We start from the raw sequence: 25579 nt of genomic DNA, 5'->3' as shown, positions 1-25579 counted from the left end.
CCGCTCAGAGCATGACCCGCCCGCCGCTGACGTCCAGGGTCTGCCCGGTGATCCAGGAGGACGCGTCCGAGCCCAGGAAGAGCACGGCCGAGGCGATGTCCACCGGCTCGCCGAGGCGGCCCAGCGGGTGCGCGGCGGCGACCGCGGCCTGCACCTCGGGCGGCATCTGCGCCGCCGTCCGCTCGGTACGGACGGCACCCGGCGCGACGGCGTTGACCCGCACGCCCTCACCGGCGACCTCCAGGGCGAGGTGCCGGGTGAACATCAGCACGCCCGCCTTGGCCGTGGCGTAGGCGGCGGAGGCGCCGCTGGGCAGCCGGCCCGCCGTGGAGGCCATCGTGACGATCGAACCGCTGCCGCGGGCCAGCAGGCCGGGCAGGAAGGCCTGGACGGTGAGGAAGGTGGCGGTGAGGTTGCCGTCCAGCACGGCCCGCCAGTGCTCCTCGGTCTCACGGACGGTCGGCACCGGGTAGCCGTCGCCGCCGGCGAAGGCCGCCAGGACGTCGACCGGGCCGAGGTCCTGCTCGATCCGGGCGGCGGCGGAGCCGAGCGCCGTCGCGTCCGTGCAGTCGGCGACCAGCCCGAGCGCCCGGGCGCCCTCCGCCCGCAGCTCCCCGGCCACCTCCTTCAGCGCCGCCTCGTCACGGCCGAGGACGGCGACGGCCGCACCCTGCCGGGCGAAGGCGCGGGCGGTCTCCGCACCGATGCCGCGGCTGCCGCCGGCGATCACGACCACCCGGTCGGCCAGATCGGGGTACCGAACCTGCAGAACTCCCATGTCCCATCGCTCCTTTGGACTTGCACTCGCGGTGTGCTGTGGTTCACTTGGTTTCATTCATACAGTCCGTCTGAATGAATGACAAGCACCGACCCCGGACCATCCGAGTCCCGGAATCCTGAGGAGGAACCGATGAGGATCGCAGTCGTGGGCGCCACCGGACGCACCGGCCGCCTGGTGGTCGACCTCGCACTGGCGGCCGGACACACCGTCACCGCCGTCGCCCGCGACCCCGCCCGGCTGCCGGCGCACACGCACGGCAGCGCGCTCACCGCGCGGGCCGACGTCGGCGAACCCGGCTCCCTGCACGGCCCGTTGAACGGCCAGGACGCCGTCGTCGCCACCCTCGGCAGCACCGGCCGCGGGGCCACCACCGTCTTCTCCGACGGCGCCCGGGAGCTGACCGCGGCGGTCCGGGACGGCGGCGTACGGCACCTGGTGACGATGAGCTCGGCGGGCCTGGACACCAGCCGGCTCCCGTTCGCCCAGCGGATGGTGACCAGACTGGTGGTCGACCGGCTGTACCGGGAGATCCATCACGACCTCGCCCGGATGGAGGCGGTGCTCGCCGGCTCCGACACCGCCTGGACGGTCGTCCGGGTGCCGATGCTCAAGGACGGACCGCCGTCCGCGGGCCCGCAGATCTCCTACGACCGGCCGCTTCCCCGCGCCGGAACCGCCACCCGCGCCACCGTCGCGCACTGGATCGTCGGCCACCTCGGCGACCCGGCGACCTTCCGCCGCCTCGTCCACCTCGCCGACGACTGACGCCCGGCCCGCTCCGGCGGCGGCAGCCGCGTCACCCGGGCCGTGAGCGCACGAGCCATGAGCGCCCGAACCATGGAGCCACCGAGCCGCGAACGGCCGTCACCCGACGGCCGCCGCCGACCGCCCCCGGCTCAGCCCTGCTGCGGCGGGCGGCGGCGCATGGCGAGCAGCAGCAGGACCACCGCCGACAGCACCGCGGCCAGCCGCAGCACGTTCGGGGCCGACGACCAGCTGATCTGGCCCAGCGGCGAGCCCGACTGGAGGCCGCCGCCCTGCCCCCCGGCCTGTTTGGCCTGCCGCATGGAGTAGAGGGTGGTCGCGCTCATCGTGACCAGCGGAATGCCGAGGATCACGAATTTGCGCATCAGGTCGGAGATCTGGCGGGACAGGTAGCCGAGGCCCCAGCCGGCCAGCATGGCCGGGAGGAAGCCGGAGACCGCGCCGCCGACCAGCAGGCCGCAGGAGAGCAGGATCAGCGGGGAGGGCTTGCGGGCGGGCGCGTCCTTCTGCGCCTCCTGGCCCTTGCCCTTCGCCTTCCCCTTCGCTCTGCCCGCGGCCTTCCCGGCAGGGGCGGCGGGCGCCGCCGGGGCCGGCTTGAGCCGGCCCCTGCGCGGCTTCTTCCTCAGGTCCGCGGCGGGCACCGCCGGCTCCGGCGCGGGCTCGGTCTCCTCCCCGGTGCGCTGCTCGGGGATGGGCTTCGGCGCGGGCCGCGGCCCGTCCGAGAAGTCGAAGAGGGTCATCGTCCACGGGCCGGTGCTCGACACCGTGGGCGGCGGGATCGCGTGCGCCCGCGCCTCGGCGGTGGCCAGGTCCGGCGGGTCCAGCGGTACGGACGGGATGCCGGCCGCGCTCGGCGCCGGCGGGTCGTACACGCTGTCGGGGTCGAAGTCCGGCACGGGCCCCGGGGCGGGGACGGGAGCGGAGGAGGGGGCGGACGGAGCCGCCGCGGCGCCGCCGGAACCGGAGCCCGCGTCGGCCTCCGGGCCGCCGCCCGAGCGCTCGCTCCACGGCCCGCTCTTGCGCCACCACTCGCCGTCCGTCATCACCGACCACCCCGCCTCGCCCGTACCGGCCGCCCACCGAACCGCCCTCGGCGTGACGCTACCCACCCCGCCCCCGCCCGCGCGAGTCCGTCCGCGGGTCCGGCGGCCGCCGCGGGTGCGGCGGGACGAGGGACACCCCGTCGTCCCCGCGCCCGACTAACCTAGGTCGAATGACCACACAGCAGGGCCCTCAACGCCGGAGCAGGTCCGCCACCGGCCCGCGCACCCTCGCCGAGGAACTGCGCGCCCGTCCGGACGACGCGCTCGCCGCCCTGCTCCGCTCCCGCCCCGACCTGCTGAACCCCGTCCCCGGCGACCTCACCCAGCTGTCCGCCCGGCTCTCCTCGCGCGCCTCCGCGCTGCGCGCCCTGGAGCGGCTCGACCGCTTCACCCTCCAGGTCGCCGAGGCGCTGGCCACCGCCCCGGACGGCACCTCGCTGAGCACCGTCCGCACCCTGCTGACCGGCCCGGCGAAGGTCAAGCCGCACCCCGGCGCGACCCCGCTCACCCCCGCCGACCGGTCCGCCGTCGCCACCGCCCTGCCGCGCGCGATCGCCACCCTGCGCGACCGGGCGCTGCTCTGGGGCCCGGACAACGGGCTGCGGCTGGTCCTCGCCGTCCGCGAGGCGCTCGCCCCGACCACCGGCAACCCGGGCCGCACCGGCCTCGGCCCCACCCTCGCCGACGCCACCATCGGCATGTCCCCGGCCCGGCTGCAGCAGCTGCTCGCCTCCGCCGGGCAGCCCGCCACCCCGGACCCGGTCAGCGCCGTCGCCGCGCTCACCGCACTGCTCACCGACCGCACCCGCTGCGCGGCGCTGCTCGACACCGCGCCCGAGGCCGCGCGGCGGCTGCTGGAACGGCTGGTCTGGGGCCCGCCCACCGGGACCGTCCCGGACGCCGCCCGCCCGGTCACCGCCGAGGACGCCCAGAGCCCGGTCGAGTGGCTGCTCGCCCGCGGTCTGCTGCTGCCCAACAGCCCCGGCAGCGTCGTGCTGCCCCGCGAACTCGCCCTGCACCTGCGCGGCGGCCGCACCCACCGCACCGTCGAGCCGGTCCAGCCCGAGCCCGCGCCCGCCGCCGCCCCGCGCGACCCCCGGGCCGTGGACGGCGCCGCGGCCGGCCAGGCGCACACCGCGGTCAAGACCGTCGAGGAACTGCTGGACGGCTGGGGCCTCACCCCGCCGCTGACCCTGCGCGCCGGCGGCCTCGGCGTGCGCGACCTCAAGCGCACCGCCCAGGCCCTGGAGAGCACCGAGCGGCAGACCGCCTTCTGGCTCGAACTCGCCTACACCGCGGGGCTGCTGGCCCCCGACGGCGAGGTGGACGAACGCTGGGCCCCCACCCCGGGGTACGACACCTGGCTGCACCTGGACACCGCCGAGCGCTGGTCCGTGCTGGCCTCCGCCTGGCTCGCCGCCACCCGCGTCCCCGCCCTCACCGGCACCGCGGACGGCCGGGGCAAGCCGCGCGCCGCCCTCGGCCCCGAACTCGACCGCACCCTCGCCCCCTCCGTCCGCCGCGCCGCCCTCGCCCTGCTCGCCGAACTCCCGCCCGGCACCCCGGCCACCGCCGAGGAACTGCTGCCCACCCTGCGCTGGCAGCGCCCGCTGCGCGGCGGCCCCACCGGCCCGGACGGCCGCGAACTGCGCGACGAGCTCACCGCCTGGACCCTCGACGAGGCCGAACTCCTCGGCATCACCGGCCGCGGCGCCCTGGCCGCCCCCGCCCGCGCCCTGCTCACCGCCGAGTCCGACCCGGCCGAGGTGCTCGCCCCGCTGCTCCCCCAGCCGCTGGACCACGTGATCCTCCAGCCGGACCTCACCGCGATCGCCCCCGGCCCGCTGCTCACCCCGCTCGCCCAGGCCCTCGCCCTGTGCGCCGACATCGAGTCCAAGGGCGGCGCCACCGTCTACCGCTTCACCCCGGCCTCGGTGCGCCGCGCCCTCGACGCCGGCCGCACCGCCACCGACCTGCGGTCCTTCCTGGAGCAGCACAGCCGCACGCCCGTCCCGCAGCCGCTCGCCTACCTGATCGACGACGTCGCCCGCCGGCACGGCGTCCTGCGGGTCGGCGCCGCCTCCTCCTACCTGCGCTGCGACGACCCGTCCCTGCTCGGCGAGGTGCTCGCCGACCGCCGCTGCGCCGACCTGCGGCTGCGGCTGCTCGCCCCCACCGTCCTCGCCTCCCAGGCCGCCCCTGACGTGCTGCTCGCGACCCTGCGCGCCATGGGCTACGCGCCGGCCGCCGAATCCGCCGAGGGCGACGTGCTGATCACCCGCCCGGACAGCCACCGCACCCCGCCCCGGACGGCCCCCGTGCCTGTCCCCGACGGCCCGCCCGCGCCCGACGACACCCTGCTCGCGGCCGCCATCAAGGCCATCCGGGCCGGCGACCGCGCGGCCACCGCCACCCGCCGCGATCCCGCCTCCGACCCGCGCCGGCTCCCCCGCACCGCCGCCGCGGAGACCCTGGCCGCCCTGCAGACGGCCGTCCTGCTCGGCGAGCGCATGTGGATCGGCTACCTCAACGCCGAGGGCATCGCCAGCCAGCGCATCATCGACCCGGTCAAGGTCGAAGGCGGCTTCGTCACCGCCTTCGACCACCACGCCGACGAACTCCGTACCTTCGCCCTGCACCGCATCACCGGCGTCGCGGAACTCGACGAGTGAGTCCTGGGGCCTCAGTGCCCCTGCTGCGCCTCCTTCATCTTGTCCTGGACGGCCTTGTCCGCCAGGCTGCCGATCTGCCCCTGCCCGACCGGCATCGAGCCCCCGGTGACGGTGTCCGCCAGCAGGAACCCGGGCGCCGCGAGCAGGCCGCCGGGCCCCTCGCCGATGCCCGCGAGGGCGTGGGCCGAACCGGCCGAGGAGGCGGTGGCCGCGAAGGCCGAGCCCATCAGGGCGAGGGCGGTGAGAACACGCTTCGACTTCTTCATGGCCCGCTCAACGAGCGAGTACGCACCGTGGTCACTCGAAGTAATTGACGGGCCGGTCCCATCGGCGTAGTCCGGAAGCAGGGGATTCCGACAAGGAGGCGCCCACCATGCTCGGCGAATTGATCGGTGAGATCCAGGGCGAGGAGACCGGCCGACGCGTCCTCTCCGCCGGAGACGGGCACCCGGTCGTCGAGGTGTCCATCAAGGGCACCGGCAGCTACTACGGCACCGCCGTCAGCACCATCGCCACCTACGAATCCGAACTGCGCTCCGACGGCTCCCTGTTCGGTGAGGGCCAGGGCGTCGACATGACCGCCGACGGCCAGGGCGTCGGCTGGCACGGCAGCGGCATCGGCCACTTCACCGACGGCGGAGGCACCGGCTTCCGCGGCGCGATCTTCTTCTCCACCGCCTCGCCCGCCCTCGAACGCCTCAACGGCGTCGTCGGCGTCTTCGAGTTCGAGACGGACGCCGGAGGCAAGATCACCGGCAAGTTCTACGAGTGGAAGTAGCCGCCCGGGAACCGGCCCGCCCACGCTCCCGGCGGAATGCGCGACACTGGAGGGTCTGCGTCAATCCACCCTGTCAGCCAGTGGAGGGCTTCCCCGCGTGAACGACGGACCGCTCATCGTCCAGAGCGACAAAACTCTTCTCCTGGAGATCGATCACCCCAAGGCCGGCGACTGCCGTCGCGCCATCGCGCCGTTCGCCGAGCTGGAGCGGGCGCCCGAGCACGTGCACACGTACCGGGTGACGCCGCTCGGCCTGTGGAACGCGCGGGCGGCCGGGCACGACGCCGAGCAGGTGGTGGACGCCCTGGTGACGTACTCGCGCTACCCGGTGCCGCACGCGCTGCTGGTGGACGTGGCGGACACCATGGGCCGGTACGGCCGCCTCCGGCTGCTCAAGCACCCGACCCACGGGCTGGTACTCACGACCACCGACCGGCCGGTGCTGGAGGAGGTGCTGCGCTCGAAGAAGATCGTCCCGCTGGTCGGCGCCCGGGTCGACCCCGACACCGTGGTGGTGCACCCCTCCGAGCGCGGGCAGATCAAGCAGGTACTGCTCAAACTCGGCTGGCCCGCCGAGGACTTCGCCGGCTACGTGGACGGCGAGGCGCACCCGATCGACCTGGACGAGGACGGCTGGCAGCTGCGCCCGTACCAGGCGCAGGCCGTCGAGGGCTTCTGGCACGGCGGCTCGGGCGTGGTCGTGCTGCCCTGCGGCGCCGGCAAGACGCTGGTCGGCGCGGCCGCGATGGCGCACGCCAAGTCGACCACGCTGATCCTGGTCACCAACACCGTCTCGGCCCGCCAGTGGAAGCACGAGCTGGTCAAGCGCACCTCGCTCACCGAGGACGAGATCGGCGAGTACAGCGGGACGAAGAAGGAGATCCGCCCGGTCACCATCGCCACCTACCAGGTGATGACGACCAAGCGGAAGGGCGTCTACGCCCACCTGGAGCTGTTCGACGCCCGCAACTGGGGCCTGGTCGTCTACGACGAGGTGCACCTGCTGCCCGCGCCGGTGTTCAAGTTCACCGCCGACCTCCAGGCCCGCCGCCGGCTCGGCCTGACCGCCACGCTGGTGCGCGAGGACGGCCGCGAGGGCGACGTGTTCAGCCTGATCGGCCCCAAGCGCTTCGACGCGCCGTGGAAGGAGATCGAGGCCCAGGGCTACATCGCGCCCGCCAACTGCTGCGAGGTGCGGGTCACCCTGACCGACTCCGAGCGGCTCGCCTACGCGACCGCCGAGCCGGAGGAGCGCTACCGCTTCTGCGCCACCACGGCGACCAAGCGGCGGGTGGTGGAGGCGCTGGTCAGGAAGCACGAGAAGGACCAGACGCTGATCATCGGCCAGTACATCGACCAGCTGGACGAGCTCGGCGAGGCCCTGGACGCCCCGGTGATCAAGGGCGAGACCAGCAACGCCCAGCGCGAGAAGCTCTTCGACGCCTTCCGGAACAAGGAGATCGGCGTCCTGGTGGTCTCCAAGGTCGCGAACTTCTCGATCGACCTGCCCGAGGCCACCGTGGCCATTCAGGTCTCCGGGACCTTCGGCTCCCGCCAGGAGGAGGCCCAGCGCCTCGGCCGGGTGCTGCGTCCCAAGGCGGACGGCCACGCGGCGCACTTCTACTCGGTGGTCGCCCGCGACACCGTGGACCAGGACTTCGCCGCCCACCGGCAGCGCTTCCTGGCCGAGCAGGGCTACGCGTACCGGATCATCGACGCGGACGACGTGCTGTAGGACGGCTGTCCGGCACCGGTTCCGTACCGGATACCGTCGCGTTCAGTACCGGACACCGTCGCGCCCGAGGAAGATCACGCGCGCGGCGGTGTCCAGGGCGATGCCGACGTTGCGCACGACGGTGCTCAGCGGATTGCGGTGACGCCCGGAGACGGCGGTGGCGCCGGCCGGGCCGGATCGGGGGATGCGGTTCGTGGTGCTCATGTCTTCAACGGTAGGCACCCGGACGGCCGACGGCATCACTCCAAAGGCCGTATCCGCAGGTGCACGGGTCGTTCTGCCGGTGTACGGCGGCCCAGGACCGGAGTAGGGGGCGACCCCGGGGCCCGGGGTAGGGGCGACCCCGAGACCCGCACGGCTGGAACCCGCGGCCCGACGGGTCTAAGATCGTCCGTCTGCCCCCTCCCGAACCGTGGTACCTGCTGAAGTCCCGCAGGCAGCCGGGGGAGGTGCCGACCGCACGGCAACCGGTCGGCGTGCCCACCGTGAGCTCCTACGATCCGCTGCGCCCGCCACCGGGGCAGCCGGAAAGGTTCGCTGTGCCCGCCACCCCCACCACCGATCCCCTCCAGCGCGAACGCGACCACCTGGCCGCCTCCCGGGCCGCGCTGCGCGCCATGCGCGAGGACGTCGAGTCGCTCGACATCCGCGACGTGACCGGCACCTGGGTCACCGCCCTCGTGCTCCAGAACCAGATCGAGTCCAGGATCGCCGCACTGGCCGACCTCTCGCACACCCCGCTGTTCTTCGGCCGCCTCGACTACCTCCACGCGGTCAGCGAGGAGCTGAGTGAGGGCGGAGGCGGGGAGAGCTTCTACATCGGCCGCCGGCACGTCCACGACGCCGACGGCGACCCGATGGTGATCGACTGGCGCGCGCCGGTCTCCCAGCCGTTCTACCGGGCCAGCCGCACCGCGCCGATGGACGTCGAGCGCCGCCGCCGCTTCGGATACACCGGCGGCGAGCTCACCGCCTACGAGGACGAGCACCTCAGCGATCCGGCCGAGGACGACACCGCCTCCGCCCTGCTGGCCGCCGAGATCGAGAAGCCCCGCGTCGGCCCGATGCGCGACATCGTCGCCACCATCCAGCCGGAGCAGGACGAGATCGTCCGCTCCGACATCACGGGCACCATCTGCGTCCAGGGGGCACCCGGCACCGGGAAGACCGCCGTCGGCCTGCACCGCGTCGCCTACCTGCTGTACGCGCACCGCGAGCGCCTCGCCCGTACCGGCACCCTGGTGATCGGGCCGAACAACGCCTTCCTGTCCTACATCGAGCAGGTGCTCCCGGCCCTCGGCGAGCTGGACGTCGCCCAGGCCACCGTGCAGCAACTGGTCGGGCACGTCGAGGTGAGGGGCGAGGACGACCCGCGGGCGGCCAGGCTGAAGGGCGACGCCCGGATGGCCGAGGTGCTGCGCCGGGCGGTGCGCTCGGGCATCACCCTGCCCACCGAGCCCTGCGTGGTGGTCCGCGGTTCCCGCCGCTGGCGCGTCCCGGTGTACGAACTGGCCGAGATCATCGAGGAGTTGAAGGGCCGTGAGGTCCGCTACGGCGCGGCGCGGGACGCCCTGCCGCAGCGCATCGCGCACGCCGTGCTGCTGAAGATGGAGCAGGGCGGCGAGGCCCCGGACGACCGGGTGCAGGACGCGGTGGCCCGCAACAGCGCCGTCAAGGCGGTGGTCAAGGAGTGCTGGCCGGCCGTGGATCCGGCGAAGGTGGTCCTGCGGCTGCTCTCCGAGCCGGAGTTCCTGGCCGCGTGCGCCGAGGGCCTGCTGACGCCGGAGGAGCAGCAGGCGGTGCTCCGGCCCAAGCCCGACCGCTCGGTGCGGACCGCCCGCTGGACGGCGGCCGACGCCGTCCTGGTGGACGAGGCGACCGACCTGGTGCAGCGCACCCCCTCGCTCGGGCACGTGGTGCTGGACGAGGCCCAGGACCTCTCCCCGATGCAGTACCGCGCGGTGGGCCGGCGCTGCACCACCGGCTCGGCGACCGTCCTCGGCGACCTCGCCCAGGGCACCACCCCGTGGGCGACGGCGAGTTGGCCGGAGGCGCTGCGCCACCTGGGCAAGCCGGAGGCGCACATCGAGGAGCTGACCAAGGGCTTCCGGGTGCCGGAGGAGGTCATCGCGTACGCCTCCCGGCTGCTCCCGGCGATCGCCCCCGGCCTGGCCCCGGCCTCCTCGGTCCGTGAGGCCCCGGGCTCGCTGACGATCCGCCGGGTCGCCGACGGGGACACCACGGAGGCGGTCCTGGCGGCCTGCCGGGAGGCGCTGGGGCACGAGGGCTCGACCGGCCTGATCGCCGCCGACGCCCGCATCCCGCGGCTCGCCGAGGCGCTGACCGCCGCGGGCCTGCCGCACCTCTCCCCCGGTGCCGAGACCAGCGCGGAGGCCCGGCTCACCCTCGTCCCGGCCTCGCTGGCCAAGGGCCTGGAGTACGACTACGTGGTGCTGGACGAGCCGGCCGCGGTGATCGCCGGGGAGCCGGACGAGCGGACCGGCCTGCGGCGGCTGTACGTGGCGCTGACCCGTGCCGTCTCCGGGCTGACGGTGCTGCACGGCGAGCCGCTGCCGGAGCGGCTGCGGTAGCGCGCGAGAGGGCCGGTCCGGGGACCGGCCCTCTCGCCCGGTGGCCGGCTACGGCCGGCCACCTCGGGCGCGCGGCACGGGCTCTCGGCGCGGTGCTCGGCACGGGCGCTCGGTACGGCGCCCGCCGCGGGCGCTCAGGCGTCGATCAGCGCCCGCCACTCGGCGACCTTGGCCTCGTCCACCGGTGTCCGCCAGCCGTCGACCCGCACCGCGCCGCCGACGTGGAAGGCGTCGAAGCCCTCCGCTCGCAGCTCCTTCAGGTGTTCGGCCCGCAGGCCGCCGCCGATCAGGATCCGCTGCCGGTACCCGGGCTCGCCGGCCCGGGCCAGCTCGGCCGACAACACCTCGCGCCCGGCGTCCACCCCGGCGGCCGCGCCGGAGGTGAGGAAGGTGTCCAGGCCGGGCAGCCCGCCGACGGCGGCCCGCAGGGCGGCCCGGTCGGCGCTGTGGTCGATGGCCCGGTGGAAGGTCCAGCGGCAGCCGGCGATCGCCCCGGCGACGGCCGTGGTGGCGGCCAGGTCGACGGCGCCGTCGGCGTCGAGGAAGCCGAGCACGAACTCCTCGGCCCCCTCGGCCCGCAGCGCGGCGGCCCGGGCGCACAGCCCGTCCACGTCGCCGGGGGCGAAGCCGTCCCGGATCCGCAGCATGACCCGCAGCGGGATGCCGACGGCGGCCCGGATCCGGCCGAAGTCCTCGACGGACGGGGTGAGCCCGTCGGCGGCCATGTCGGTGACCAGTTCGAGCCGGTCGGCGCCGCCCGATTCGGCGGCCTGGGCGTCCTGGGGCGTCAGCGCGATGACTTCGAAAATTGGTCTAGACATATTCGACAGCCTGCCACATCCGTCCGCCCCCGGAAACTCCGAGGAGGCCGTTCCGGTCACCCCGTGACGGCCTCCCCGCTCCTCCCGGTCAGGCCGGCCCCCGGACCGCCCCGACCACCTCCTGCCGCCCGAACCGGTGCACCGCCACCGCCACCAGCAGCAGCACGGCCACCGTCGGCGCCACCACCGGGAGCAGGTGCGAGACCCCGCCGGACTCGCGCCAGATGTTGAACAGGCAGCCGGGGCCGGTCAGCACCAGCGCCGCCGCCCCCACCGCCGCCGGCGCCATCCGCCCGCGCAGCCCGGCGAGGGTCAGCAGCAGCGGCACGATCAGCATCACCACGACCCACTCCCGGTCCAGCGGGAAGTTGGTGTCGTCCCAGCTCTGGGCAGCCTCCAGCAGTGCGCCCACCGCCACCGAGGCCAGCACCAGGCCGCCCGTGCGCCAGGTCGGCCGGGGCAGCAGGTCGGTCGGCGCCGCGACCAGCAGCAGCGCGGCCGCGACGAACGGCAGCGTGGCCATCCCGATGTAGCCGCTCCACCACAGGTCGAAGCGGGGGTACAGCGCGGTGTCCGCCAGGTCGTGCCACACGGCACCCCCCAGCTCGTACAGCGCCGACGCGCCCAGGACCAGCGCGCTGCCCCGCACCGCCGCCCACCGTCCCAGGAGGGCCGCCACCACCAGCAGCGCGGCGGCCACCGGCGGGCAGAACATCGCGAACCGGGTCCCGAGCGAGTCGTCCCAGGCGAACCGGGTGGCGACCCGGTCCGCCGTGGTCAGCCAGGCCGCCAACGCCGCCCCGGCCACCGCCCCGGCGAGCATCGGCGCGAGCAGCGCCAGCAGCCGCCCGGCCGGCGAGGCCCCGGTCAGTCCGAGCCGCACCCGCAGCCCGTACACCGCCAGGCCGAGGACCTCCCGGGCGACCGCCAGCCGGCCGCCGGCCGCGGTCGTGTCGGCGAACACCTCGGCCAGTTCCTCGCCGCGCTCGCGGCGGTACCGCTCCGGATAGAGCTGGAGCGCGGCCCGCAGCACCACCGAGGGCGCCGCACCGATCGCCGGCGTGCTCATGAGAGGCCTCCCCCCGCCGCGGGTCGCCCCTGCGACCCGGCCTTGCCCGGCAGCATCGACCGGATCCTGCTCAGCCGGCGCTCGGCCTCGGTGGCCACCGCCCGCAGCCGCTCCGCCTCGGCGGCCAGCGCGTCCCGGCCGGCCCCGGTCAGCGCGTAACTGCGCCGGGCGCGGCCGTCCACCACCTCCTCGGCGGCGACCTCGATCAGGCCCTGGCCCAGCAGCCGGTCGAGCGCCCCGTAGAGCGTGCCGGTGCGCATCCTGACCCGGCCGTCGGAGATCGCGGCGATCTCCTGGATGAGCGCGTAGCCGTGCCGCGGGGCGTCGGCCAGCGCAGTGAGCAGCAGCAGCGTGGGCTCCTGCATGGAGCGTTCAGTCATACGACTACATATATCGTCAACCTACCTATAGGTCCAGCGCCCGGCCGGGCCGCCACAATGGTCGCCATGCCGACCACCGAGCACGACCCGTCCGCCGCCGGGCACCGGCCCCCCGCCCCCGGGCACCGGCCGCACGGCGAAGACCCGCTCACCGAAGGCCCGCTCACCGAGGGCCTGCTCGCCGCCTGGACCGCCCTGCTGCACCGCTGCGGGGCCGCCGCCGAGCCCGAACCGTACGGCCGGGAGCTGCTGCGCCGCTGGTCGGAGCCGCAGCGCCGCTACCACACCGTCACCCACCTGCACGCCGTACTGGAACACGTCGACGAGCTGGCCGGGCACGCCGACGACCCGGAAGCCGTCCGGCTCGCGGCCTGGTTCCACGACGCCGTCCACCGCCCCGACCGCACCGAGAACGAGGAGCGCAGCGCCGCCCTGGCCGTCCGCGCGCTGACCGCCGCCGGACTGCCCGCCGAGCGGGTCGCCGAGGTCGAGCGCCTGGTGCTGCTCACCGTCGGCCACGACCCGGCGCCCGGCGACCGCAACGGCGAGGTGCTCTGCGACGCGGACCTCGCCGTCCTCGGCGGCAGCCCCGAGGCGTACGCGGCGTACGCGGCTGCCGTCCGCGAGGAGTACGGCTTCGTCCCCGCGCCGGACTTCTCGGCCGGCCGGGCCGCCGTCCTGCGCCAGTTGCTCGCCCTGCCCGCGCTCTACCGCACCCCCGCCGCCCGCGACCGCTTCACGGCCGCCGCCCGGACCAACCTGACGGCCGAACTCGGCACCCTCTGACGGCCGTCAGCCCCGGCGCGCGAGCACCCGGTCCGCGGCGGCCATCCCCGCCATCACGGAGGGGACGCGCCCCATCACGGCCCACCGGGCGTCCTGGTCGGCCCCCGACAGCTCGACCACGGCCCACCACAGCCCGAGCCCGCAGCACCCGCCCACCACGCCCCACACCCAGCGCCTCATGCCGCCACCGTACGCACGGGTCTACGCGAGCTTCCCCACGGGTGCCACCACCGCGCCCTGCTTGCCGCACACCCAGTGCGGGTCCGGCCCCAGCTCGGGCTCCACGCCCAGGGCGTGCGGGTCCCCGTCGGCCGCGCAGTCGGCGCACAGCGGCCAGCGCCCGTACGCCTCCAGCAGCGCGTCCTGGACGTCCTGGGCGACCAGCCCGAGCACGTACTCGGTGCCGTCCGGCCACTGCTCCAGCCACCAGCGGCGGTGCGTCACGGCCTGCTCCACCAGCGAGACGACGGCGGCGTCCGCCACGTCCCGCGCGGTGAGGTCGGCCAGGATCAGTGCCCGCGCGTTGTGCAGGGCGGTCTCGATGTCGTCAGCAGCCATCCGTCCATTCTCCGTCGACACGTCCGGAACGCCGAAACGCCCGGAGCGCCGATACGTCCGAACGCCGAAACGTCCGAACGCCGAAACGCCGTGTGGGCGGCCCCCCGAAGGGAACCGCCCACACGGACGAGGTCCAACCGATCCGATCGAAGCGATCAGGATCAGAAGTCCATGTCACCGCCCGGCATGCCGCCGCCGGCGGCCGCGGCGGCCTTCTCCGGCTTGTCGGCGATGACGGCCTCGGTGGTGAGGAACAGCGCCGCGATGGAGGCGGCGTTCTGCAGCGCGGAGCGGGTGACCTTGGCCGGGTCGATGATGCCCTCGGCGATCAGGTCGACGTAGGTGTTGGTGGCCGCGTTCAGGCCGTGACCGGCGGGGAGGTTGCGCACCTTCTCCACCACGACGCCACCCTCCAGGCCGGCGTTGGTCGCGATCTGCTTGATCGGGGCCTCCAGCGCGACCTTGACGATGTTGGCACCGGTGGCCTCGTCGCCCTCCAGCTCCAGCTTGTCGAAGGCGACACCGGCCTGCAGCAGGGCGACGCCACCACCGGCGACGATGCCCTCCTCGACGGCGGCCTTGGCGTTGCGGACGGCGTCCTCGATGCGGTGCTTGCGCTCCTTGAGCTCCACCTCGGTGGCCGCGCCGGCCTTGATGACGGCCACGCCGCCGGCCAGCTTGGCGAGGCGCTCCTGGAGCTTCTCGCGGTCGTAGTCCGAGTCGCTGTTCTCGATCTCGGCGCGGATCTGGTTGACGCGGCCCGCGACCTGCTCGCTGTCGCCGCCACCGTCGACGATGGTGGTCTCGTCCTTGGTGATGACCACCTTGCGGGCGGTGCCCAGCAGGTCGATGCCGGCGCTCTCCAGCTTGAGGCCGACCTCCTCGGAGATGACGGTGCCACCGGTGAGGATGGCGATGTCGCCGAGCATGGCCTTGCGGCGGTCACCGAAGCCCGGGGCCTTGACGGCGACGGACTTGAAGGTGCCACGGATCTTGTTCACGACCAGGGTCGACAGGGCCTCGCCCTCGACGTCCTCGGCGATGATGACCAGCGGCTTACCGCTCTGCATGACCTTCTCCAGCAGCGGGAGCAGGTCCTTGACCGAGCCGATCTTGGAGTTGGCGATGAGGATGTACGGGTCCTCGAACGTCGCCTCCATGCGCTCCAGGTCGGTGGCGAAGTAGGCGGAGATGTAGCCCTTGTCGAAGCGCATGCCCTCGGTGAGCTCGAGCTCCAGGCCGAAGGTGTTGCTCTCCTCGACGGTGATGACGCCTTCCTTGCCGACCTTGTCCATGGCCTCGGCGATCAGCTCGCCGATCTGGGTGTCGGCGGCCGAGATGGAGGCGGTGGAGGCGATCTGCTCCTTGGTCTCCACGTCCTTGGCCTGGGCCAGCAGCTGGTCCGAGACGGCGGCGACGGCCTTCTCGATGCCGCGCTTCAGGGCCATCGGGTTGGCGCCGGCGGCGACGTTGCGCAGACCCTCGCGAACCAGGGCCTGGGCGAGCACGGTGGCGGTGGTGGTGCCGTCACCCGCGACGTCGTCCGTCTTCTTGGCGACCTCCTTGACGAGCTCCGCACCGATCTTCTCGTACGGGTCCTCGAGCTCGATCTCCTTGGCGATGGAGACACCGTCGTTGGTGATCGTGGGGGCGCCCCACTTCTTCTCCAGCACGACGTTGCGGCCCTTGGGGCCGAGCGTGACCTTCACCGCGTCGGCGAGCTGGTTCATGCCACGCTCAAGGCCGCGGCGAGCTTCCTCATCAAAGGCGATGATCTTGGCCATCAGAAGTGGTCCTCCGGGACACGGTCGACTGCTCGGACCAAGGGGTGCCCGCGACGGACGGCCCTGGTGCGCGGAGGTCCATTCCCTCCGCTCCCGGGGGCCTCACCGACCCGGTCCGCTGTCACTCTCACACTGTGAGTGCTAACGCCAATGATTAGCACTCCGGGTGGTCGAGTGCAAGCCCAATCGGCAATCCGCGAGCCGCCGCCGGGGCCGCCCGGGAACGCCGACGGGCCCGTGCGACACGTGTCGCACGGGCCCGTCGAGAAGCGAGAGGTCACCAGCCGCAGGGCCGCGCCGAGCTCCTGGGGTCGGAAGGGGTCAGACCGCGGCGCGGACCATGTCCGCCTGCGGGCCCTTCTGTCCCTGAGAGATCTCGAACTCGACCCGCTGGCCCTCCTCGAGGGTGCGGTAGCCGTCCATCTGGATCGCGCTGTAGTGGACGAAGACGTCCGCACCACCGTCGACCGCGATGAAGCCGTAGCCCTTCTCCGCGTTGAACCACTTGACGGTGCCCTGAGCCATTCCGAACTCCCCTAGTGCTGTGCTGGCCCTTCACGCGCCCGCAGGTCGCGGGCCCGGATTGGTTGAAGGCCGGCCCGGGGAACCCCCCCTGGGCGCAGCCGTGCACGCCGCAACCCTCCGTGCAGGACGCCAGGCGGCTTCCGGCGAGCGGGTGATTGCGTCGACCGCCGCTGAATGTATCCGGATCGACGCCCTCTGCAACAGGGCCAGCCACCGGTAATTCCGCCTCGATATCAAGGGACAGGACGGGCCGAATCGGAATAATCTCGGCATTTCACGCCGGACATAGCGGACGAATTACTCAAATGTCCGCGGGAATTCTGACATCTGCCTGACATGTTTCACGGGCCGGCCCCGCCGGCCGGACGCCCCCGGGCCGAGCACTGCGGGGGCCGAAAGGGAAACCCTGTTCCCAACCGAGCCACACTCTACTCCGACTCGACCGGGAAATATTCCGGCCGGAATGCCAGCGGTCGCCCGCGCATACGGGAAACGGAATTCCGGACGCGCGGGCGACCGCGGGTTGGTCGCGAAGGCTCAGCAGCCGCCGGCCACCGCCGGGATGATCGAGATGCCGGCGCCGTCCTTGATCTCCGTCGCCAGGCCCTCGGCGAAACGCACGTCGTCGTCGTTCACGTAGACGTTCACGAAGCGGCGCAGCTTGCCGGTGTCGTCCAGGATGCGGGCCGAGATGCCCGGGTGGTTCTTCTCCAGGTCGGCGACGACCTCGGCCAGGGTGGCACCCTCGGCGGTCACCACGGCGGCACCGTCGGTGTAGGTGCGGAGGATGGTGGGAATGCGGACGTTGGCGCTCATGACTCTCCTAGCGGGGGCGGGGCCGATCGGGTGGTTCAGGCGGACGCGAGGCCGGCGGCGCGGAACGAGTCCAGCGTCGGGCGGATGACGGCGGTCATCCCGGCGTCGGAGACGGCGTCCAGGGTCTTCAGGCCGTCGCCGGTGTTGATCGCGACGGTCTCCTTGGCCGGATCCAGCTGCCCGGTCTCGACCAGCTTCTTCAGCACGCCGACGGTCACCCCGCCCGCGGTCTCGGCGAAGATGCCCTCGGTCCGCGCCAGCAGCCGGATCGCCGCCACGACCTCGGCGTCCGTGACATCCTCCACCGCGCCACCGGTGCGGCGGGCGATGTCCAGCACGTACGGGCCGTCGGCCGGGTTGCCGATCGCCAGCGACTTGGCGATGGTGTCCGGCTTGACCGGCTTGATCACGTCCCGGCCGGCCTTGAACGCGGCCGACACCGGCGAGCAGCCCTCGGCCTGGGCGCCGAAGATCCGGTACGGCCGGTCCTCGACCAGGCCGAGCCTGATCAGCTCCTGGAGGCCCTTGTCGATCTTCGTCAGCTGCGAGCCCGAGGCGATCGGGATCACGATCTGCTCCGGCAGCCGCCAGCCGAGCTGCTCGCAGATCTCGTACGCCAGCGTCTTGGAACCCTCGCCGTAGTAGGGCCGCAGGTTCACGTTGACGAAGCCCCAGCCCTCGCCGGCCGAATCGCCGATCAGCTCCGAGCAGAAGCGGTTCACGTCGTCGTAGTTGCCCTCGATGCCGACCAGCTCGCCGCCGTACACCCCGGCCATGACGACCTTGCCCTGCTCCAGGTCGTGCGGGATGAACACGCAGGACCGGAACCCGGCCCGGGCCGCCGCCGCCCCCACCGCGCCGGCCAGGTTGCCGGTGGAGGAGCAGGACAGCGTGGTGTACCCGAACGCCCGGGCCGCCTCGATCGCGCAGGCGACCACCCGGTCCTTGAACGAGTGCGTCGGGTTCCCGGAGTCGTCCTTGACGTGCAGCTGGGCGGTGAAACCGAGCTCCCGGCCCAGGTTGTCCGCCTTCACCAGCGGGGTCCACCCCGGGTTCAGATTGGGCTTCGACGCCACGTCGGCCGGAACCGGCAGCAGCGGCGCGTACCGCCAGATGGACGCCGGACCGGCCTCGATCCGCTTGCGCAGCTCCTCGGCGCCCTCGCTGCCGAACTCGTAGGCGATCTCCAGCGGGCCGAAGCACTCCAGGCAGGCGAAGCTGGGGCCGAGCGGGAAGCGGGTGCCGCACTCGCGACAGGACAGCGCGGCGGCGGGGCCGAGGTCGACGGAAACGGGTGCGGCAGTGTCGATAGCCATGATGGCGAGGCCTCTCTCCTCATCTTCCCCGTGGCACGGTCGCGCCACAGGCCGGAATTGGCACCTGTCCCGCCGGGGCCTGTCGACAGACAGCCGCGCGGGAAGGTTGCCGGGACGTCAACGGGCCGTTCCCTCAGTCCCTCTGGATGAGCTTGTGAAATTGTGGTGGTGCTCAACGGCGACCCCGGCGTGCAAAGGTCCGACCGCTGTACGAAGACTGTATCCGAAGGCGTCAATCCTGAACGGGTGCGTCCGCCACGCGAGATGACCCGTCCCACCGACCCCGCCGAGGAGACCTCCGTGCCCGCCGAACCGATTCCCGAGCTCCTCCCGCAGGCGGCGTCCTGGCTGCGCCGCCGCTCCTGGAGCGCGGCCGACCGGCCGGTCCGCACCCTCCTCGCCGCCAAGGAACGCACCGGCCGCACCGTCAGCGTGGTCCTCCCCGCCCTGGACGAGGAGGCCACCGTCGGCGACATCGTCCGCACCATCCGCCGCGAGCTGATGGAACGCCTCCCGCTCGTCGACGAACTCGTCGTCGTCGACTCGGGCTCCACCGACGCCACCGCCGCCGTCGCCGCCGAGGCCGGCGCCCGGGTCGAGCACCGCGACGCCGTCCTGCCCCGGCTGCCCGCCGTCCCCGGCAAGGGCGAGGTGCTCTGGCGCTCGCTGCTGATCACCCGCGGCGACATCGTCTGCTTCGTCGACGCCGACCTGCGCGAATTCGACCCGGCCCTCGTCTCCGGCATCCTCGGCCCGCTGCTGACCGACGAGTCCATCCAGCTGGTCAAGGCCATGTACGACCGCCCGCTGGAATCCGAGGGCGCCGTCCTGCCCGCCGGCGGCGGCCGGGTCACCGAACTCGTCGCCCGGCCCCTGCTCAACCTCCACTGGCCGGAACTCGCCGGTTTCGTCCAGCCCCTCGGCGGCGAGTACGCGGCCCGCCGCTCACTGCTCGAACGGCTGCCCTTCCCCACCGGCTACGGCGTCGAACTCGGCCTGCTGGTCGACGCCCTGGAACTGGCCGGCCTGGACGCCCTGGCCCAGGTGGACGTCGGCGTCCGGCACCACCGCCACCAGGACGGCCAGGCCCTCGGCCGGATGGCCGCCACCATCTACCGGACCGCCCTGGAACGCCTCGACCGCACCCACCGCCTCAAGGCCTCCGCCGACCTCGTCCACCCCCGGCTCACCCAGTTCACCCGCGACCCGGAAACCCGCGCCTTCACCGCCCACACCCACCCGGTGACCGCCCTGGAACGCCCCCCGATGCACACCGTCCCCGAATACGCGACCCGTCATTGAGGGGTTTGCCGCCCCGAACCCCCGGCAACATCCCAACCATGGGCGATCTCACGACCAACCGTTCGAGCTCGACCGGCACCGCCCCCGTCCTGGTTGCCTCCAACCGGGGACCGGTGTCCTTCGGCACCGCCGACGACGGCACGCTGACCCTGCGCCGCGGCGGCGGCGGACTGGTCTCCGGCCTCTCCGCCATCGCGGACCCGAACGCCGTCTGGGTCTGCGCCGCCCTCAACGACGCCGACCGCAGAGCCGCCGCCGAGGCGCCGCGGGGCCGCCTAGACCTGGCCGGCCACGAGGTCGGCGGCCAGGCCGTACGGATGCTGGACATCGACCCGCAGACCTTCGCCCGCGCCTACAACGGCGTCGCCAACTCCACCCTGTGGTTCGTCCACCACCTGCTCTACGCGACGCCCACGGCACCCGCCTTCGACGCCGGCTTCCGCACCGAGTGGGCCGCCTACCGGGCGTACAACGAGGCCTTCGCCGAGGCCCTGGCCGCCGAGGCCGCACCGAACGCCGCGGTCCTGGTCCAGGACTACCACCTCTCCCTGGTCCCGGCCCTGCTCCGGGCGGCCCGCCCCGACCTGCGGATCGGCCACTTCTCGCACACCCCCTGGGCCCCGCCCGAGTACTACCGGATGCTGCCCGACGACGTCGCCCGGGCCGTCCTCACCGGCATTCTGGGCGCCGACCGGGCCGGCTTCCTGACCGAACGCTGGGCCCGCGCCTTCGCCGCCTGCTGCGAGGACCTCCTGGACGCGACCGTCGACCACGACGCGCTCACCGTCGCCCTCGACGGCCGCACCACGGGCCTCGGCGTCCACGCCCTCGGCGCCGACGCCGACTTCCTGCGCGAACGCGCCCACCGCCCCGACGTCGACGAACGCCTCGCCGCCCTCCGCCGGACCGTCGGCGACCGCCGCACCATCATCCGGGTCGACCGCACCGAGCTGAGCAAGAACATCGTCCGCGGCCTCCAGGCCTACCGGCACCTGCTCCGCACCCGCCCCGAGTGGCACGACCGGGTGGTGCACATCGCCTTCGCCTACCCCTCCCGCACCGACCTGGCCGAGTACCGCGACTACACGGCCACCGTCCAGCGCCTCGCCGACGAGATCAACACCGAATTCGCCACCCCCGCCTGGCAGCCGCTGCTCCTCCACGTCGACGACGACTTCCCGCGCTCGCTCGCCGCCTACCGCCTGGCCGACGTCGCCCTGGTCAACCCCATCCGCGACGGCATGAACCTGGTCGCCAAGGAAGTCCCGGTGGTCTCCGACAACGGCTGCGCCCTCGTCCTCTCCCGCGAGGCCGGCGCCCACGCCGAACTCAAGGACGACGCCCTCACCGTCAACCCCTACGACGTCATCGCCACCGCCGACGCCCTCCACGCCGCTCTCACCATGGACCCGAAGGAGCGCGCCGACCGCACCGGGCGCCTGGCCGCGGCGGCCACCGCGCTCCCCCCGCAGCAGTGGTTCCTGGACCAGCTCAACGCCCTGTGAGCGCCTCCCCGAGAGCCCCCAGCAGCTCCACCACCCCCTCCGGCCCGGCGACCACCAGATCCGCCCGGTCGGCCAGCTCCCGCACCGGCGCGTCCCCCACCGCACCGGCGCACACCAGCACCCCGGCCACGCCCTCGCCCCGCAGCTTCTCCACCGCGGCGAAGGCCGCCACGTCCCCCAGGTCGTCCCCCGCGTAGAGCACCGCACGGGCCCCCCGCTCCCGCAGGAACCCGGTCAGCGCCGCCCCCTTGTCCACCCCCGGCGGCCGCAGCTCCAGCACCAGCCGCCCGGGCTCCACCACCAGTCCGTGCTCGGCCGCCAGGTCCCCCACCGGCGCCCGCAGCAGCTGCAGCGCCTCCTCCGGCGCCGCCGTCCGCCGGGTGTGCACGGCCACCGCCCGCCCCTTGTCCTCCACCCACGTCCCCTCGGGCGCCCCGACCCGCTCCAGCACCCCCGGCAGCACGTCCCGCACCCGCGCCACCCCCGGATGCGCCTCCGGCGCCGAGAGCTTCCCGTCCTCCCACCGCTCGGCCCCGTAGTGCCCCAGCACCACCACCCCCGGCAGCCCCGCGAACCCCCCGTACTCCACCGCCACCGCGGCCGGCCGGCCCGTCACCACCACCACGGCCCCCACCACCGAGCCCAAGCGCCGCAACGCCCCCACCACCCCGGGGTGCGCCCGTGCCCGCCCCGGATCCGCCACGATCGGCGCCAGGGTCCCGTCGAAGTCCAACCCGATCACGGCGTCCCCGGGCGCCGCCAGGACGGCCCGCAGCCCGTCCCGCCCAGCCTCGGTCCCCGGCACGAACATCTCTTCAAAGCCCATACCGGAGCCCCTACCCCGGACCGCCGCCTCCGCACCCACCCGCGCGGCGCCCACTGCTTTCCCCCAGCACCCAGCCGCCCTCCCGGGAGCCGCCCCGTCACCGGGCCCCCCGCCGGGCCTCCCGGATCCGCCGCAACCGATTCACCAGCACCGGCGCGTGCGCCAACGCCGCCTCCCGGTCCAGCAGAGCGTTCAGCACCTGGTAGTACCGCGTCGAGGAGAGCCCCAGCTCCTCCCGGATCGCCCGCTCCTTGGCCCCCGCCGTACGCCACTGCCGCCCTTCCAGCGCCAGCACCGCCCGCTCCCGCTCACTCAGCCCGCCCGGTTCGCCCACCGGAACCACCTCCGTCCACCGCTACGGAGTGTCATTCTCGCGCGCAACCCCGACACACCCTGCTCGCCCCACCGCTCCCCGCGCCCGGCTAGCGTCACCCCCATGACCACGCCCAGCTTCGCCCTGCACGTTCCCACCGCCGACCTCGACCCCGACCCGCTGGACCCGTCCCAGGTCGTCTCCGGTTCCCCCGAGGTCACCGGCAAGGTGCTGTCCGAGTCCGCCGACGGCCGCCACCTGCGCGGTCTCTGGCAGATCACCCCCGGTGTGGTCACCGACGTGGAGGCGGACGAGATGTTCGTGGTGCTCAGCGGCCGGGCCACCATCGAGATCGAGGGCGGCCCGACCCTGGAGGTCGGCCCCGGCGACTGCGCGGTCCTGCGCGAGGGCGACCGCACCACCTGGACGGTCCACGAGACCCTCCGCAAGGCCTACGCCATCACGCTCCCCTGAACCGGCACCCCCGCCGGGGCCCGGGCGGGTCCCGACCCCGCCCCGGTCCCCGGTCCTACTTGCGGACCTTGGCCGCCTCCTTCACCGCCGCGTCCTGCAGTCCCCCGAGCACCTGCTTGGGATCCCCGGTGACGGCCTGCCCGATCCCCGCCTTGATCCCGTTGCTGACCTCGCCCCAGGCCGGGTCGCCGAACGGGTAGAAGCTCGCGTTGGTCAGCCCGACCGCGAACTGCTTGAGGTCCTCGTGCTTGGGGTCCGACGACATCTGGGCGAAGGCGTCCTGGGTGACCGGCAGGAGGTTGTACTGCTCGTCGAACTTCAGCTGGTTGTCCTTGCCGTAGACGAAGGACAGGAACTTCTTGATCTCGTTCTTGTGCCCGTTCGCCTTGAACGCCATCATCCAGTCGGCGACCCCGAGGCTCCCGGTCCGCCCGAGGCCGTCCTTCTTGGGGATCGGCGCCGTCCCGAAGTCGATCTTCCCGGCGGTCGCCATCCGCAGCAGCGTCGGGTGCCCGTTCAGCATCGCGACCTTCCCGGCGGCGAAGTCCTGGAACACCGGGGTGCGGTTCATCCTGCCCGGGTCCGGGTACGTCAGCCCGGTGCTCACCAGGTTGCTCTTCAGCCAGCCGAAGGTCGCCTGGTTCTGGGCGCTGTCGATGGTGTAGTTGCCGACGTCGTCGGAGATGCTGCCGCCGCCGCTCAGCGTCCACAGCATCGATTCGGCCGGCGCCTCCTCCGGCCCCAGCGGCAGCCCGTACGGGGTCACCCCCGGCACCTTGGCCTTGATCTTCTCCGCGTCCTGCCGCAGTTCGTTCCAGGTGGCGGGCGGCTGGGTGATCCCGGCCTGCCGGAACATCGCCTTGTTGTAGAAGAGCACCCGCGACGAGGAGACGAACGGGATCCCGTACTGCGTCCCGAGCACCTGCCCGGCGTGGGCGAAGGTGTCCAGGAACCTGGCCTGGGTGTCCACCGAGAGCACGTCGGAGGCCGGGTAGAGCCGGTCCGCCGCGACCTGGTCCGCGAAGCCGCCGGTCTGGAGCAGGTCCGGCGACTTGCCGGCCGCGATCATGTCCTCGACCTTCTTGCCGATCTCGGTCCAGCTGTCCACCTCGACGCTGACCTTGATCCCGGGGTTCGCGGCCTCGAAGTCCCTGGCGACGGTGTCCCAGTAGTGCTGGGAGCTCGTCTCGGGGCTCTCCCCGTAGTCGGCGGCGACCAGCCTGAGGGTGACCGGTCCGTCGTCCTGCCCGCCGCAGGCACTGACCGCGGTGAGGACCAGTGCTCCGGCCAGCGCACCGCCGAGCACACGGGTGGGAACGTGGACGCGCCTGTTCAACGCGGGTACCGCCTTCGGGGGGATGAACGTGGATGTACGTCGACCGGATCGGGGGAAATCCGGCGGGGGAGGCGCAACACTGCCAAACCCGCCGACCACCGGTCCACACCACCGACCGGGGCCGCCCCGGTAGTTATCGAAGTGCGCGGAGTCATTGCACAATGCGCAACAAAACCCCCGCCCCCACCCCGCACGTCCCGTTCGGCACCCGGCCCCGCCCCCGGGCGCAAAGCCCCGCACACCCCCGCAGCTGCGACAAAGCTCACCCAGTATGGACCAGACCAATCCGACAACTGGACTAGACCTCTTCTACCCGCCCAAGGGAAACTGTCCTCCGTGAAGCACGTCATCGCACTCGATGTAGGCGGCACCGGCATGAAGGCCGCGCTGCTCGCCCAGGACGGCTCCGTGCTGTTCGAAGCACGCCGACCGACCGGGCGGGAGCACGGCACGGACGCCGTCGTCGCCGCCATCCTCGACTTCGCCGCCGACCTGGCGGACGAGGGCCGCAGCCGCTTCGGCGTCGCCCCGCTCGCGGCCGGCGTCGCCGTCCCGGGCACGATCGACGAGAAGAACGGCATCGCGGTCTTCTCCGCCAACCTCGGCTGGCGCGACCTCCCGCTGCGCAAGCTCCTGGGCGAGCGCCTGGCCGGACCGGACGGCGGCCCGATGCCGGTGGCCCTCGGCCACGACGTGCGCTCCGGCGGCCTGGCCGAGGGCCGGCTCGGAGCCGGCCGCGGCGTCGACCGCTTCCTGTTCATCGCCCTCGGCACCGGCATCGCCGGCGCGATCGGCATCGGCGACCGGATCGAGGCGGGCGCGCACGGCTACGGCGGCGAGATCGGCCACGTCGTGGTCCGCCCGGGCGGACCGCCCTGCGGCTGCGGCGCCCGCGGCTGCCTGGAGACACTGGCCTCCGCCTCCGCCGTCTCCCGCGCCTGGGCCGAGGCCAGCGGCGACCCCGACGCCGACGCGGCATCCTGCGCCGCCGCGGTGGACGCCGGGGACGACCGCGCCCTCGCGGTCTGGCAGCAGGCCGTCGACGCCCTCGCGGACGGCATCGTGCTGGCCCAGAGCCTGCTCGACCCGTCCACGGTGATCGTCGGCGGCGGGCTGGCCGAGGCCGGCGACACGCTCTTCACTCCGCTGCGCGCGGCCGTCACCGAGCGACTGACCTTCCAGATGCCCCCGAAGGTCGTACCCGCCATGCTCAAAGACACCGCCGCGTCCCTGGGCGCGGGCCTGCTCGCCTGGGATCTGCTCACCATGGAGGTGACCGCGTGACCACCGCGGACCGTGACCGTACTGCCCTGGCCGGCGCCCGCCTGGTCCTTCCCGGCGGCGTCGTCGAGGGCGACCGCCTCGCCGTCGAGGGCGAGCGCATCGCCGGCCTCGGCGGCGAC

26 protein-coding genes and 1 riboswitch are annotated in these 25579 nt (G+C 73.6%); of the genes, 10 read left to right on the top strand and 16 right to left on the bottom strand.

What is annotated here, in order from left to right; genetic code table 11:
* Positions 1-4: 4 nt before the first annotated feature.
* Positions 5-778 (bottom strand): SDR family NAD(P)-dependent oxidoreductase, encoded by a 774-nt coding sequence (locus tag ACWGJO_RS34035; RefSeq protein ID WP_359905802.1) that lies wholly within the window; start codon positions 776-778, stop codon positions 5-7.
* 132 nt (positions 779-910) lie between these two features.
* Here ACWGJO_RS34035 and ACWGJO_RS34030 point away from each other — a divergent pair, with 132 nt between their 5' ends.
* On the top strand, positions 911-1546 hold the full coding sequence (locus ACWGJO_RS34030; RefSeq protein WP_452189628.1) for an NAD(P)-dependent oxidoreductase: 636 nt from the start codon (positions 911-913) through the stop codon (positions 1544-1546).
* Positions 1547-1677: 131 nt separating this feature from the next.
* Here ACWGJO_RS34030 and ACWGJO_RS34025 read toward each other — a convergent pair whose 3' ends face one another.
* Positions 1678-2589 carry a hypothetical protein gene (locus tag ACWGJO_RS34025; protein ID WP_452189627.1) on the bottom strand — a complete coding sequence of 304 codons (912 nt, stop codon included), beginning with the start codon at positions 2587-2589 and terminating at the stop codon, positions 1678-1680.
* 170 nt (positions 2590-2759) lie between these two features.
* On the opposite strand from ACWGJO_RS34025, the gene ACWGJO_RS34020 reads away from it, so the two are divergent.
* Complete coding sequence (locus tag ACWGJO_RS34020) at positions 2760-5261, top strand: helicase-associated domain-containing protein (RefSeq protein ID WP_452189626.1); 2502 nt, start codon at positions 2760-2762, stop codon at positions 5259-5261.
* An 11-nt stretch (positions 5262-5272) separates the two neighbouring features.
* On the opposite strand, the gene ACWGJO_RS34015 is transcribed toward ACWGJO_RS34020, so the two are convergent.
* The gene (locus ACWGJO_RS34015) at positions 5273-5527 is read right to left on the bottom strand and encodes a hypothetical protein (protein ID WP_049652328.1); all 255 of its coding nucleotides are present in this window, start codon (positions 5525-5527) and stop codon (positions 5273-5275) included.
* Between the two features lie 107 nt (positions 5528-5634).
* Between ACWGJO_RS34015 and ACWGJO_RS34010 the strand changes: the two genes are divergently transcribed.
* Entirely contained in the window at positions 5635-6039 is a 405-nt protein-coding gene (locus ACWGJO_RS34010; RefSeq protein WP_401053818.1) for a hypothetical protein, read from the top strand.
* A gap of 97 nt (positions 6040-6136) precedes the next feature.
* Positions 6137-7774, top strand: a complete 1638-nt coding sequence (locus tag ACWGJO_RS34005) for a DNA repair helicase XPB (RefSeq protein WP_452189625.1) — start codon at positions 6137-6139, stop codon at positions 7772-7774.
* Between the two features lie 42 nt (positions 7775-7816).
* Here the strand turns inward: ACWGJO_RS34005 and ACWGJO_RS34000 are convergent, their stop codons facing one another.
* The gene (locus tag ACWGJO_RS34000) at positions 7817-7978 is read right to left on the bottom strand and encodes a hypothetical protein (protein ID WP_359905820.1); all 162 of its coding nucleotides are present in this window, start codon (positions 7976-7978) and stop codon (positions 7817-7819) included.
* A gap of 335 nt (positions 7979-8313) precedes the next feature.
* Between ACWGJO_RS34000 and ACWGJO_RS33995 the strand changes: the two genes are divergently transcribed.
* On the top strand, positions 8314-10365 hold the full coding sequence (locus ACWGJO_RS33995; protein WP_452189624.1) for a HelD family protein: 2052 nt from the start codon (positions 8314-8316) through the stop codon (positions 10363-10365).
* 134 nt (positions 10366-10499) lie between these two features.
* On the opposite strand, the gene ACWGJO_RS33990 is transcribed toward ACWGJO_RS33995, so the two are convergent.
* From ACWGJO_RS33990 to ACWGJO_RS33980, 3 genes are all read right to left on the bottom strand, one after another.
* Positions 10500-11186, bottom strand: a complete 687-nt coding sequence (locus tag ACWGJO_RS33990) for a copper homeostasis protein CutC (RefSeq protein ID WP_452189623.1) — start codon at positions 11184-11186, stop codon at positions 10500-10502.
* Positions 11187-11274: 88 nt separating this feature from the next.
* Positions 11275-12255 carry a hypothetical protein gene (locus ACWGJO_RS33985; RefSeq protein WP_452189622.1) on the bottom strand — a complete coding sequence of 327 codons (981 nt, stop codon included), beginning with the start codon at positions 12253-12255 and terminating at the stop codon, positions 11275-11277.
* A complete protein-coding gene (locus ACWGJO_RS33980; RefSeq protein ID WP_380349060.1) occupies positions 12252-12635 on the bottom strand; it encodes a PadR family transcriptional regulator in 384 nt (127 codons plus the stop codon). Before ACWGJO_RS33980 ends, ACWGJO_RS33985 begins: the two co-directional genes overlap by 4 nt.
* 66 nt (positions 12636-12701) lie before the next feature.
* Here ACWGJO_RS33980 and ACWGJO_RS33975 point away from each other — a divergent pair, with 66 nt between their 5' ends.
* Positions 12702-13421, top strand: a complete 720-nt coding sequence (locus ACWGJO_RS33975; RefSeq protein ID WP_452189621.1) for an HD domain-containing protein — start codon at positions 12702-12704, stop codon at positions 13419-13421.
* 6 nt (positions 13422-13427) lie between these two features.
* Here ACWGJO_RS33975 and ACWGJO_RS33970 read toward each other — a convergent pair whose 3' ends face one another.
* The 6 genes from ACWGJO_RS33970 to thrC all read right to left on the bottom strand — a co-directional run bounded on the left by ACWGJO_RS33970 (position 13428) and on the right by thrC (position 18420).
* Positions 13428-13601 (bottom strand): hypothetical protein, encoded by a 174-nt coding sequence (locus ACWGJO_RS33970; protein ID WP_452189620.1) that lies wholly within the window; start codon positions 13599-13601, stop codon positions 13428-13430.
* 21 nt (positions 13602-13622) lie between these two features.
* Complete coding sequence (locus ACWGJO_RS33965) at positions 13623-13979, bottom strand: hypothetical protein (protein ID WP_359905840.1); 357 nt, start codon at positions 13977-13979, stop codon at positions 13623-13625.
* A gap of 161 nt (positions 13980-14140) precedes the next feature.
* On the bottom strand, positions 14141-15763 hold the full coding sequence (gene groL / locus ACWGJO_RS33960; RefSeq protein ID WP_452189619.1) for a chaperonin GroEL: 1623 nt from the start codon (positions 15761-15763) through the stop codon (positions 14141-14143).
* 321 nt (positions 15764-16084) lie between these two features.
* On the bottom strand, positions 16085-16288 hold the full coding sequence (locus ACWGJO_RS33955) for a cold-shock protein (RefSeq protein WP_030289665.1): 204 nt from the start codon (positions 16286-16288) through the stop codon (positions 16085-16087).
* Positions 16289-16825: 537 nt separating this feature from the next.
* The gene (locus tag ACWGJO_RS33950) at positions 16826-17104 is read right to left on the bottom strand and encodes a ubiquitin-like small modifier protein 1 (protein WP_452189618.1); all 279 of its coding nucleotides are present in this window, start codon (positions 17102-17104) and stop codon (positions 16826-16828) included.
* Positions 17105-17139: 35 nt separating this feature from the next.
* The gene (gene thrC, locus ACWGJO_RS33945; RefSeq protein WP_452189617.1) at positions 17140-18420 is read right to left on the bottom strand and encodes a threonine synthase; all 1281 of its coding nucleotides are present in this window, start codon (positions 18418-18420) and stop codon (positions 17140-17142) included.
* Positions 18421-18436: 16 nt separating this feature from the next.
* Positions 18437-18573: riboswitch (SAM riboswitch) on the bottom strand.
* Between the two features lie 111 nt (positions 18574-18684).
* Here thrC and ACWGJO_RS33940 point away from each other — a divergent pair.
* Entirely contained in the window at positions 18685-19722 is a 1038-nt protein-coding gene (locus ACWGJO_RS33940) for a glucosyl-3-phosphoglycerate synthase (protein ID WP_452189616.1), read from the top strand.
* A gap of 38 nt (positions 19723-19760) precedes the next feature.
* Entirely contained in the window at positions 19761-21227 is a 1467-nt protein-coding gene (locus tag ACWGJO_RS33935; RefSeq protein ID WP_452189615.1) for an alpha,alpha-trehalose-phosphate synthase (UDP-forming), read from the top strand.
* Here ACWGJO_RS33935 and otsB read toward each other — a convergent pair.
* Positions 21214-22053, bottom strand: coding sequence for a trehalose-phosphatase (gene otsB, locus ACWGJO_RS33930; RefSeq protein ID WP_452189614.1), 840 nt, complete (start codon positions 22051-22053; stop codon positions 21214-21216). The genes ACWGJO_RS33935 and otsB overlap by 14 nt on opposite strands.
* Positions 22054-22150: 97 nt before the next feature.
* Positions 22151-22396 carry a DUF3263 domain-containing protein gene (locus ACWGJO_RS33925; RefSeq protein WP_380349064.1) on the bottom strand — a complete coding sequence of 82 codons (246 nt, stop codon included), beginning with the start codon at positions 22394-22396 and terminating at the stop codon, positions 22151-22153.
* A gap of 93 nt (positions 22397-22489) precedes the next feature.
* Between ACWGJO_RS33925 and ACWGJO_RS33920 the strand changes: the two genes are divergently transcribed.
* On the top strand, positions 22490-22840 hold the full coding sequence (locus tag ACWGJO_RS33920; RefSeq protein ID WP_359905862.1) for a cupin domain-containing protein: 351 nt from the start codon (positions 22490-22492) through the stop codon (positions 22838-22840).
* A 55-nt stretch (positions 22841-22895) separates the two neighbouring features.
* Here ACWGJO_RS33920 and ACWGJO_RS33915 read toward each other — a convergent pair whose 3' ends face one another.
* Entirely contained in the window at positions 22896-24176 is a 1281-nt protein-coding gene (locus tag ACWGJO_RS33915) for an extracellular solute-binding protein (RefSeq protein ID WP_452189613.1), read from the bottom strand.
* Between the two features lie 336 nt (positions 24177-24512).
* On the opposite strand from ACWGJO_RS33915, the gene ACWGJO_RS33910 reads away from it, so the two are divergent.
* Positions 24513-25460, top strand: a complete 948-nt coding sequence (locus ACWGJO_RS33910; protein ID WP_359905868.1) for an ROK family protein — start codon at positions 24513-24515, stop codon at positions 25458-25460.
* Positions 25461-25579: the final 119 nt, after the last annotated feature.

The organism is Kitasatospora sp. NPDC054795 (genome assembly GCF_053611565.1).
This window is presented reverse-complemented; position numbering and strand designations above follow the sequence as displayed.